This window comes from Breznakia sp. PFB1-19 (assembly GCF_029893935.1).
Taxonomy (GTDB): Bacteria; Bacillota_I; Bacilli_A; order Erysipelotrichales; family Erysipelotrichaceae; genus Breznakia; species Breznakia blatticola.
Genome location: NZ_JARXXJ010000001.1, coordinates 272,323 through 283,714 on the forward strand (window position 1 = coordinate 272,323; position 11,392 = coordinate 283,714).

Below are 11,392 nucleotides of genomic sequence, written 5' to 3' on the forward strand. Positions count from 1 at the left end.
TTGCTTGACTGGCATGCTATAATAATCAATGTCAATTTATATTCAATGGTGCCATCCTAAAGATGGAGAATAGGGAATGTAGTGAAAATCTACAACTGTCCTAGCAGCTGTAATATGGAAAGTATATCAAACCACTGTGGAATCCATGGGAAGGGATATACTTGTTGAAGTAGAGTCAGAAGACCTGCCATTGTCTAATGTTTATAATTGTTTTCTAGGGTTGAAGCAAGGAAAGAGAGAGATAGATGAATAAAAAAACAAAATTGATAGTTGGAGCACTTGTTTTACTACTTGCTGTTGTAGGTGGAATCTATGGATATCGCGAACTCAACAAAGATGATAGTAAAAAAACAGTGCAAGTCGTAATTGTTGCTGATGACAAAGAAGTCTTCAATGAACAAGTAAAAACTAATGCAAGTTCACTTGCTGATTTACTAAAAGAATTGAAGGATGAAAAAACCATTAAACTAGACTATACAAACAGTGACTATGGAATGTATATTACGGGAATGGGTGGCTCAAAAATGTATAAAGAAGATAAAACTGCCAATACATTTTGGACTTATACATCAGATACAAATGAACAATGTACAAAAGCGGATTTTTGCCCATCAGCTGAAGATTTAAATATCGTTGATAACGATGCCTTTACATTTACTTTAATGGCTTTTGAATAGCATGCGTAATGTACAAAGTATTGTCATTTACACAATGTGTGCAGCTTTACTTGTTGTTTCCAAAGAGATGTTAGCTTTTCTACCAAATGTCGAATTGGTGAGCTTTCTACTGATTATGTATGCGTTACATTTTCAACTACGTGGATGTTTATTTATAAGCGTGCTCTTTTGCTTTTTGCAAATGATTCTCTATGGAGTAGGAACTTGGACACCTGTTTATTTCATGGTTTGGCCAGGACTTGTTTGTATAACGAAATTGTGTAAAAAGATATGTACGGATGAATATCGTTGGGCATTTTTTAGCGGACTATTTGGTTTAAGTTTTGGTTTCTTGTTTTCGATTCCATACTTTATGATGTCATTTGAAACAGGAATTGCATATTATGTGCGTGGAATTCCATACGATGTAATTCACGGAATTGCCAATTTTATGATTATGCTAATACTATTTTCAAAAGTAAACCAAGTACTTGGTCAACTTAGTATAAAATACAAACTCTAGCATGTGCTTGCACATGCTTTTCTTATACGCAAGTGACTGTCTACATGATATGATAGATACATGAAACGAGTCGATTACATTTTTGAAAATGAACAAGTTAATTTTGATACATTAGAACCATATGGATTTGTGCAATCAAATTCAAGATTTGTATACACTACGAAAATTGTAAATGAACAATTTATAATGGAAGTAGAAATTGATATAGAAGGTCATGTACAAACCAAACTGATCGATGTAGATACACATGAACCATATCACCTACATGAAGCAAACATTGAAGGTGGTGCATTTATTGCCACGGTTCGTAGTGAATATGAAGCAGTGCTTATTGCAATCAAAGAAGCATGTTTTGAACAAGGAATCTTTCATAGTCAACAAGCCCAAGACATTCTACATTATGTTCGTGAAATGTATCATGCAGAACTTGAATTTCTATGGGAGAAGTTTTCTGATAATGCGATATTACGTCGTGCAGATAGTAATAAATGGTTTGGAACAATGATGCGTATTTCTAAACAAAAACTTGGACTAGCAGATACAAAAAAAGTAGAAATTATTGGGTTGCGTGCAAAACCAGAGGAATTAGAACACTTGATTGATTATAAGCGATATCATATTGGTTATCACATGAATAAGAAACATTGGTATACGATAATTCTTGATGACTCTGTATCTATTGAGGAAATAAAACGTCGCATTGATATAAGTTACGAATTAGCCCTCTAGTTTGATTATGATGGATATCCTCTTGCTTTAGAGTTTTGTTAGTGTCAAAAAAAGGGTATAATAGGAAACGAAGAATGAGGGAATATGAAGAGAAACAAAACAATTTTACAGGGATTTGAATGGTATATAAAAGCCGATGCGAGTCATTGGCGTTTTTTAGCGGATAAAGCAAATACGATCAAAGAAGCGGGAATTACAGGTGTATGGTTACCGCCAGCATATAAAGGGGCACAAGGAATCGAAGATGTAGGATATGGAACCTATGACTTATATGATTTAGGTGAATTTGATCAAAAAGGAAGTATACCAACAAAATATGGAACGAAACAAGAATATCATGACCTTATTGATACATTTCATTATTGCGATGTTCAAGTATATGCCGATATTGTTTTTGATCACTTCTTAGGAGCAGACGAAACCGAAGAAGTAGAAGCCTTACGTTTTGCCGACAACAATCGAAACAAAGTTATCAGTCAACCAGAAAGTATTCTTGCGTGGACGAAATTTACTTTTCCAAATCGCCAGCAAAAGTATAATGATTACACATGGACATGGAAAAACTTTAAAGGTGTGAATCATGATGAACGCACAGGAAATAATGCTATTTGGGGATTTGAAGGAAAACAGTGGGAAAGTGAAGTTGACCACGACAATGGAAACTATGATTATTTAATGGGTGCCGATTTGGATATGGACTACAAAGAAACGGTGGAACAACTAGATTTATGGGGGCGTTGGTATCTTGAACAAACTCATGTGGATGGATTTCGCATTGATGCAGTCAAACACATTCAATTTTCATTTTTTATCGATTGGTTAAAAAAACGAAATGAAGAAGCTGGACGTGAACTATTTGCAGTAGGTGAATACTGGAATGGAGAAGTTGAACGTTTGGAAAATTACTTAGATTCATGTGGTGGAATGATGCATCTATTTGATGTGCCTTTACACTTTAATTTATTCCATGCAAGCAGTTCAAATGGTACATACGATATGCGAAAAATCTTTGATCAAACCTTACTTGCTTCAAGACATGATTGGGCGGTTACCTTTGTTGACAATCATGATACTCAACAAGGACAAAGCTTAGAATCTTGGGTAGAGGAATGGTTTAAATTACAGGCATATAGTTTGATATTACTTAGAGATGAAGGAATTCCTTGTGTTTTTTACACCGATTTATTTGATGTACAAACAGGAGAAGTAAAGACACCAATTCGTACCATTATCAAAGCGCGTGAATGTTTAGCGTATGGCTCACAAATGGATTATTTTGATGATCCAGATATTGTTGGGTTTACTCGTTATGGAGATTTGGAACATCCAGATTCAGGAATTGCTATTGTTTTAACCAATGCAAAAGGTGGAAGTAAACGCATGAGTGTTGGGGCAATGCAAGCTGGTCATACCTTTGTGGATTGTCTTGGAAATCGTAGTGAGAAACTGGTGATTGAAGAAGATGGTCGTGCTCAATTCCCAGTGAATGATGGTTCCGTTTCCATTTGGGTAAATGAAAGTGCACTAAGTAAAATTAAGTAGAAAATAAAAAAAATACTACATTTTGCGAATTTTAGGTAAAGTAAACGAACATTGACGAAAAAATCTCAACTGTTATAATTATATAATTAAATGATATGAGGGGAAAAGAATGTCAGTGCGAGTTAATCATAAGTATATAAATAGTTTTCTTAATAAACTACAAGCTAAAGTAAAAACAACTATCAATCAAGTAAAATATTCATCTGCTACTAATCTATCTACACAAGAAAGAATTTCATTTCAAGCAAATGAAACTTTTACTATACACAAAAGTATTCATAATTACTTTAAAAGAGATATGGGTAAAGTAGAGACTATTTCCAAAAGCTTTAAAAATCTTGATGCGAAGATTGGAGAAGAAATTGGAAAATGAATAATAAAGAGGTGTTGTATATGCAAAAAGGGAAACTTGAAGAACTAAGAGAATTATTAAAGGAAAGCAATGAATTGTTTGCAAATCTTTATGAGATATTTCCTTTGACTGACAGTGGGAATATGTCAAAGGAAAGCTTGGATATTCATAAAAGGGCAATGAATAAAGTAAGTCAAGAGTTAGAAGAAATAGAAAGAGAAATAAGTAAAGAGGAGGAAACAGATAATGAAGTCCTTCCATCTTAGAGAAATGCAAAACCAATTCAGTGATTTAAATAGTGCATTAAGAGAAATGAAAGAAACTAGTCAATCTGTATTGAAAGAGATTGATGCTTTTTGTGTGAATCAAGAATTACAAGGACAAGCATTTGCAGCTCATAAACGTTATATACGGAGTGTGTATTATAATTTATATCAGATTCATATTTGGTTGTGTGAGGAACTGATTCAATCAAATCGAAGTACTGAAAATCTATATACATGTATGCTCGGAGATCAATATCTTAATGAGGAAGAAATTGAGACAATAATTATGAGTATAAACGGAATGTTGAGAAAATTGGAAAGTATGCCAATGCAGTTTACTGCAGGAATTGAAGAACTATATCAATATAATTTAAGAGTGTTGAGAAGAAAGATAGATGATCTTTATGATTATGACATACAAGCAAATAAGTATTATGATCACACAGAGATATACATTCAACAGTTAAAGCGCGGAATCGAAGTAGTAAAGGATGTAAGTTTTGATACTAAAAAACTGCAGTTTACAGATGTTGATTTATCATGGGTAGAAGAGTCGAAAGACGCATATTTATCTAAATACATTGCTGTAGATGGTAAATTGACTGAAGAAGGAAAGAAGTATATCGAAAGAATACTCAAGAAAGATATTGGTGACGTTAGTCGCGAAGAATTCGAGAATATCACGGATATTATCATTCGCATTGATGAAAGTGAAATGCCATTAATTATGACGTATGGATATAATGTGCCATATGACATAACACAAATATATGACACGGAAAAATCGCAGGTGAAGAATGGGTATTCACCTTCACCACTATTTCAATTAGTACTTTTTATGAGTGAACATAAACTACGAGAAGAAGGAATCCTAAATGTAAACAACAAAGATTTCGAATGGGAAAAATATGCGAAACGATTTGTAAAAGTAGAAGCAATGTTGGAAATGAGCATACAATTAGATTATGTGTTAGATCTAAGAGGTATATTAGGAACAGAAACGCTATTTTCATATGACGAGATAGATGGAAAAGGATTGCTTACCGGAGTATCGTATTCAAATTCAGGTAATGACAATTCTGTGGAATTTGAAGTAAAATCACATGGTCGATTAGGAGAAAAAGAAATGATAATCGATTATGTAGAAAATAAACGAATGATGGATCGGGTAGATACTCTACTGGGGTTAATGAGTTATGGTGTCGGATTTGTGGATCAAATAGGAGTACTAACTGTGGTAGATGGTGCAATTGCATTATCCGATATTATGAATGTGTATGGAATTGATTCAAAGCAAATAGAAAAGTATAAAAACGGAAAGTATACAAGTACTTCAAGATTTACAGAAGAAAATGTATTACTTAATTCAGGGTTGGTAGATGAATTTGATCTGAAGTGTATAACAGTGAAAGATAAGACACAGTTTATTCTCAGTGAAGCTACAGGAACAGCAGTAGAGAATTATAATCAGAAGTTAGATGCAATAGCAACGTATGGGGTTGATACAAGTAAAATAGGTGAGAGAGATTTTAGTAAAATAAAGAAAATGTGTAATTCTTTGTCTAGTTGTGAGTACAGTGAAAATGAGAATGGGACATTATACATTAAACTGCCTAAAGTAGATGTAGCCGATTTGTATAACGATTTAGAATATGTGAATGAAATTGAAGACATTGTAATTGAAGTTGAAAATTTTATGAATAAGAAAGTAGGGGAGTAATACTATGAGAAGAAAAAGAATCTTGAGTGTATTGGTTATAATGTGTATGCTGATGGGATGCAATCAAACATTCAGTGGAGAAAAATACCAAGAGAAAATGGATAAAGCAGGAGTCATAATTGATTCGATTAATACTCGATCAACTTCAATAAGTATTACTCTCAATCAAAAAAACGATTTAGGAGTATATTATAGACGTTTATCACAAGGGGTAGGAGAGAAAACAATTACAATTGGTTTTGAGTACAAAGACGATAAGAGAATTGTAATATTTGATAGTCTTGATAATAGTAGTACTAAAGAAGCAGAATTATATAGTAATAAGGAAAATGATGTTACATATTGTACATATGATTATGAAACAGAAGAAACTGATTGCGATGAAGAAGTAATTAAAAGTATGGAGGAGGCAGAAGTGTGGATAAACCAATATTATAGAGAATATGGATTAAGCCATGAAGGTTTCTTTGATTACTTGGAATGGTATGTAGAACAAGGATACGAAGATATAGAATACAATCCTGAAGGATAAAAAAGTGGATAAGTACTTAAGTGAGTGCTGTGAGAAGAGGGATAACAGGGCATGAGTAACAAAAGAATCTTAAGTATATTGGTTGTAATGTGCATGTTGATGGGATGTAATCAAACATTCAGTGGAGAGAAATACCAAGAGAAAATGGATAAAGCTGGAGTAGTAATTGATTCAATTAATACTCGATCAACTTCAATAAGTGTTACTATCAATCCAAAAAACGATTTGGGAATATATTATTGGCGATACCGTGGATCTGGGCAAAAAAAATTTTCGATTGATTATAGGTATGAAGAGGATAAGAATATTGTGATATTTGATAGTATTGATAATAGTCGTGCTAAAGAAGCAGAATTATATAATAATAAGAAAATAGATATTACATATTGTACATATGATTATGAAACAGAAGAAACTGATTGTGATGAAGAAGTAATTGAAAGCATGAAGGAAGCAGAAGCATGGGTAAACCAATATTATAGAGAATATGGATTGAGTCATGAAGGTTTCTTTGATTATTTAGAATGGTATGTAGAACAAGGGTACGAAGATATAGAATACAATCCTGAGGGATAGAAAAAATAGAGAAACATTTAAGTGAGTGAAAGCAATCACTTGATTAGTTGTCAAGAAAAAAATACATTTCGTGATTGACACTGAAAAGTGATATGTTACAATGTAAAAAACAAAAACGAAGAAAAGAAGAGTAACTAATGGCGTCATTCTTAGAGAGTTCTGGGTGGTGAAAAGGAACATTGATATAATTAGTGAAGATGGTCTTGGAGTTGTATACATGAGCATTTGTAAATGTATATCGGGTTCGCCCGTTAAAGCGATAGTGTTTGTTAGAACACGAAGAGGTATAGTCTTGTGAAAGCTATACGAATATAGGTGGTACCACGAATCTTTCGTCCTATGGATGAGAGATTTTTTTGTTTTATAAGGGGGATTACACATGAAAGTAGAAACAAAAATATTACACAGTGGCTATGAAGCGAAAAATGGAGAACCTAGAGTTTTACCAATTACGCAAAGCACAACATTTACATATGATTCAACAGAATATGTTGGTGATTTATTCGATTTAAAAGTTCCTGGCTTCTTTTATACGAGACTTGCAAACCCAACAACTGCAGCAGTTGAAAAACGTATTGCTGAATTAGAAGGTGGAGTTGGGGCACTATGTACAAGTAGTGGACAAGCAGCAAGCTTTATTGCCATCTTAAACTTAGCGCATAGTGGTGATCATATTCTTTCTAGTAGTAACATCTATGGAGGAACATACAATCTATTTGCGCATACATTAAAGAAAATGGGAATTGAAGTAACATTTGTAGATCAAGATTTACCATTAGATGAACTAAAAACATATCTTAAAGACAATACAAAAGCAGTATTTGCTGAAACATTGGCAAACCCACAATTGAGTGTATTAGACTTTGATAAGTTTAGTAAGTTAGCCCATGATCATGATGTACCGTTAATTGTGGATAATACATTTCCTACTCCATATTTCTGTAATCCATTGAAATTTGGAGCAGATATTGTAACGCACTCAACAACGAAATATCTTGATGGTCATGCAGTAGCTGTTGGTGGATGTATTGTCGATGGAGGAACATTTAACTGGGACAATGGAAAATTCCCACAAATTAGCGAACCAGATCCTTCATATCATGGATTAAGTTATACAAAAGCATTTGGTAAACAAGCATATATTACCAAAGCACTTGCACAGTTGATGCGTGATTTAGGATGTACACCAGCACCACAAAATTCATTTTACTTAAATCTAGGAATTGACACATTGCACTTACGTATGGACCGTCACTATGAAAATGCATGTAAAGTTGCAACGTGGTTAGAAAATCATGAAAAAATTGAATCGGTGAACTATCCAGGTTTACCATCAAATAAATACTACAGCCTCCAACAAAAATACTTACCAAAAGGTTGTAGTGGTGTATTATCAATCATTCTTAAAGGTGGGCGTGAAGATGCTGCAAAATTATTGGATAACTTGAAACTAATCAAAATGGAAGTTCATGTTGCTGATAGTGCAACTTGTGCCTTACATCCAGCAAGTGCAACACATCGTCAATTAAGTGATGAAGAATTAGAAGCTGCAAATATACCTGCAAATCTAGTGCGTATTTCTATTGGTCTAGAAAATGCAGATGATATTATTGCAGATCTTGAACAAGCACTTACACATGTTGGAGTTTAGTTTTGCCAATTAATGTACATGATGACTTTCCTGCAAAAAAAGCATTGGATCAGGAAAGTATCTTCGCTTTATCCAATGAGCGAGCAATGTCGCAAGACATACGACCTTTAAAATTGTTGATTGTAAATTTAATGCCAAAAAAGGTGGAAACAGAAATTCAATTATTGCGTTTAATCAGTAAAACACCTTTACAAGTGGATGTCGATTTTCTAAGAATGGAATCACACACATCAAAGAATACGGATATATCACATTTGCATAAATACTATTTACGATTTGCTGATGTGAAAAATACAAAGTATGATGCTTTGATTATTACTGGTGCACCTGTTGAACAATACGCATTTCAAGATGTTGATTACTGGGACGAGCTATGTGAAGTGATGGAATGGTCAAAACACAATGTAACAAGTACTTTACATATTTGTTGGGGTGCACAAGCAGGCCTTTATTATCACTATGGTATTGAAAAAGTAGATTATGATGAAAAACTATTTGGCATCTATAAACAAGAACTTGTAGGAAAACATTTTGTGGTTGGTGGTTTTGATGAAATATTTGACTGTCCACAATCGCGCTATACAGGAGTCAATGAAGTGCAAGTATCAAATAGTGATGCACTTACAGTGCTTTCAAAAATGAGCGATGTCGGTTCAAATATGATAATGAGTAAAGATGAAAAGAACTTCTTTATTTTAGGGCACTTAGAATATGACTTAGATACACTTGCTAAAGAGTATATTCGCGATGCAAACAAAGGTCTTGCGACTGCAAAACCTCATAACTATTTTGTTGGTGAAGATCCAAAACGTTTGCCATACTATACATGGCGAGCACATGCGAATTTACTATATCAAAACTGGTTAAATTTTATTTATCAAGAGACACCTTATAATGTAGATGATATTCAATGATAGAGATGTATAATGCATCTCTTTTAATTTTTACTGAAAACGTATGAAACTTCACGAAAACTTCATACAATGATGTTACAATAGTTTCATTATCTTTCATTACTGTATAAAAAAAGGTATAATAAAAGATGAGAAGGGAAGTGAATGTTATGAAAATAGGCTTTGCCCAAGTTGATATTACACCAAAGGTCGGTATTGAATTAGCCGGTTTTTTAGGTAAGCGTGTATCAACGAAAATCGATACACCACTTTATGCAAAAGCATTGGTGTTTCAAGAAAATAAAAAACAATATTTATGGTTAACTCTAGATATTGTCGCAGTAGATTATCATTTCTATAATGAACTTAAAAGAGAGTTGGAAGTACGTCTTTACAACTTTAGTGATATTCAAATTATTGCAACACATACGCATTCTGCTCCAAAAGGAGTGTGTGAATCGAAATCTTTACAGGACCTGTTTGGTGAAGTAGACGAGGCTTTTTTACGTCATCTAGCAGTGAATAGTATTAGTGCTGTAAAAAATGCAGTTATGGATTTAAGTGAGTTTACTTGTTCAGTAGCCCAAAAAGAAGTAGAAGGGGTTGCTGCAAGTCGTCATGATCCATACATTCCAATTGATAATGTAGTGACAACATTTAAGTTTGAACGTAAAGATAAAGATCCAATCTTGTTGTATCATTATCCTGTACACCCTACGATTTTACGTGCGGAAAGTACTGCGATTTCTTCAGATTTAGTTGGTGGAATTGCACATCATTTACCAGAATACAAAAACCAAATGTTTTTAAATGGACCTTCGGGTAATATTAGTACACGCTTTACCCGTAAAAGCAGTACTCCTAGAGAGGTTCGTCGTTTAGGTAAAAAAGTAGCAACAGCAATTAAAGAATCACTAGTGGAGGCTCGTGAAGTGCCACTTGATGAAATTTATGCACTTCATTTTTCGTATGATATGAAAAAACGTGAATTGCCACCACTTGAAGTTTGCCAAAACCAAATCGATAAAGCGCAAAAGCATTTAGATCAAGCGATTGCCGATAACTTACAAGATCCTATGGAAATTCGTTTTCTACAAAGTATTGTGGAAGGGGAGACCATGTTTTGTAACTTAATCAAACATGATGATGGTTTACCAACACAAGAAATTCATTTTGCGATTGTCGTTCTTGGACCTATCAGTTTTATCTTTATGCCATTTGAGATGTTCTCCACACTAGCAAATAAATTAGAGTGTGAAGATTGTATCGTTGTAAATTATGCAAATGGATATGCATATTACTTACCAGATAAAAGTGCCTATGATATGGAATACTATGAAGCATTAATGACTTACTATGAAAAAGGTGAAGGGGAAGCATTTGTACACTTCATCAATGAAAAAGTAAAAAAGATCAAAGAAAGAATTCGTCAAAAACACAAAGAAGCAGTATTGGACTAAATGCCAATACTGCTTCTTTGCTTAAAAAAAGACGATTCTTATGAACCGTCTAGATTGTTAATTATACTAATGTAACGTTAACAGCTTTATCACCACGTGGGTCAGTTTCTACGTCAAATTGAACGTAGTCACCTTCTTTTAAAGTTTTGAACCCGTCTGCGTTGATGTTTGAGTAGTGTACGAATACATCTTTCCCACCATCAGTTGTGATAAATCCAAATCCTTTTTCTTCGTTGAAGAATTTTACTTTACCTGATTCCATTAAGTTGTACCTCCTGTCTATAACAATAAGAGGTATTACTGAAACTCTAAAGCCAACCTACTTCTTACATTACTCTTGGATTGTAACACACTAAATCTAAAACAACAAGCGAATTCGCGTATTTGAGTGAAAATCCCTCAATTATTTTTTTAATTGCAACACCTCGTTGCAATCAGATGATACAAGGTATAATATAAGTGACTTTATGTTTCGGGACAATTGAAAGGAGG

At 33.6% G+C, this 11,392-nt stretch carries 13 protein-coding genes, 1 riboswitch and 1 other annotated feature; of the genes, 12 read left to right on the top strand and 1 reads right to left on the bottom strand.

From position 1 onward, the window contains the following. Positions 1-29: 29 nt before the first annotated feature. Positions 30-207: riboswitch (cobalamin riboswitch) on the top strand. A 38-nt stretch (positions 208-245) separates the two neighbouring features. From M2098_RS01230 to M2098_RS01285, 12 genes are all read left to right on the top strand, one after another. Then, entirely contained in the window at positions 246-677 is a 432-nt protein-coding gene (locus M2098_RS01230; protein WP_280680673.1) for a DUF4430 domain-containing protein, read from the top strand. Position 678: 1 nt separating this feature from the next. After that, positions 679-1,179, top strand: a complete 501-nt coding sequence (locus M2098_RS01235; protein WP_280680671.1) for a hypothetical protein — start codon at positions 679-681, stop codon at positions 1,177-1,179. Between the two features lie 60 nt (positions 1,180-1,239). After that, on the top strand, positions 1,240-1,908 hold the full coding sequence (locus tag M2098_RS01240) for an MmcQ/YjbR family DNA-binding protein (RefSeq protein ID WP_280680669.1): 669 nt from the start codon (positions 1,240-1,242) through the stop codon (positions 1,906-1,908). An 84-nt stretch (positions 1,909-1,992) separates the two neighbouring features. Next, on the top strand, positions 1,993-3,450 hold the full coding sequence (locus tag M2098_RS01245; protein WP_280680667.1) for an alpha-amylase: 1,458 nt from the start codon (positions 1,993-1,995) through the stop codon (positions 3,448-3,450). A 109-nt stretch (positions 3,451-3,559) separates the two neighbouring features. Next, positions 3,560-3,823, top strand: coding sequence for a hypothetical protein (locus M2098_RS01250; protein ID WP_280680665.1), 264 nt, complete (start codon positions 3,560-3,562; stop codon positions 3,821-3,823). 20 nt (positions 3,824-3,843) lie between these two features. Continuing rightward, on the top strand, positions 3,844-4,068 hold the full coding sequence (locus M2098_RS01255) for a hypothetical protein (RefSeq protein WP_280680663.1): 225 nt from the start codon (positions 3,844-3,846) through the stop codon (positions 4,066-4,068). Then, on the top strand, positions 4,049-5,788 hold the full coding sequence (locus tag M2098_RS01260; protein WP_280680660.1) for a hypothetical protein: 1,740 nt from the start codon (positions 4,049-4,051) through the stop codon (positions 5,786-5,788). Before M2098_RS01255 ends, M2098_RS01260 begins: the two co-directional genes overlap by 20 nt. A gap of 4 nt (positions 5,789-5,792) precedes the next feature. Next, entirely contained in the window at positions 5,793-6,320 is a 528-nt protein-coding gene (locus M2098_RS01265) for a hypothetical protein (protein WP_280680659.1), read from the top strand. Between the two features lie 51 nt (positions 6,321-6,371). Continuing rightward, positions 6,372-6,896 carry a hypothetical protein gene (locus tag M2098_RS01270; protein ID WP_280680658.1) on the top strand — a complete coding sequence of 175 codons (525 nt, stop codon included), beginning with the start codon at positions 6,372-6,374 and terminating at the stop codon, positions 6,894-6,896. Between the two features lie 109 nt (positions 6,897-7,005). Then, positions 7,006-7,239 (top strand) — a binding site (T-box leader). A gap of 36 nt (positions 7,240-7,275) precedes the next feature. Next, positions 7,276-8,547, top strand: a complete 1,272-nt coding sequence (locus tag M2098_RS01275; RefSeq protein WP_280680656.1) for a PLP-dependent transferase — start codon at positions 7,276-7,278, stop codon at positions 8,545-8,547. 2 nt (positions 8,548-8,549) lie between these two features. After that, positions 8,550-9,461 carry a homoserine O-succinyltransferase gene (gene metA, locus M2098_RS01280; protein WP_280680654.1) on the top strand — a complete coding sequence of 304 codons (912 nt, stop codon included), beginning with the start codon at positions 8,550-8,552 and terminating at the stop codon, positions 9,459-9,461. 149 nt (positions 9,462-9,610) lie between these two features. Then, positions 9,611-10,900: a neutral/alkaline non-lysosomal ceramidase N-terminal domain-containing protein gene (locus M2098_RS01285; protein WP_280680652.1), complete on the top strand. Its 1,290-nt coding sequence runs from the start codon at positions 9,611-9,613 to the stop codon at positions 10,898-10,900. Positions 10,901-10,961: 61 nt separating this feature from the next. Here M2098_RS01285 and M2098_RS01290 read toward each other — a convergent pair whose 3' ends face one another. After that, positions 10,962-11,162, bottom strand: coding sequence for a cold-shock protein (locus tag M2098_RS01290; RefSeq protein ID WP_134167208.1), 201 nt, complete (start codon positions 11,160-11,162; stop codon positions 10,962-10,964). Between the last annotated feature and the right edge of the window lie 230 nt (positions 11,163-11,392).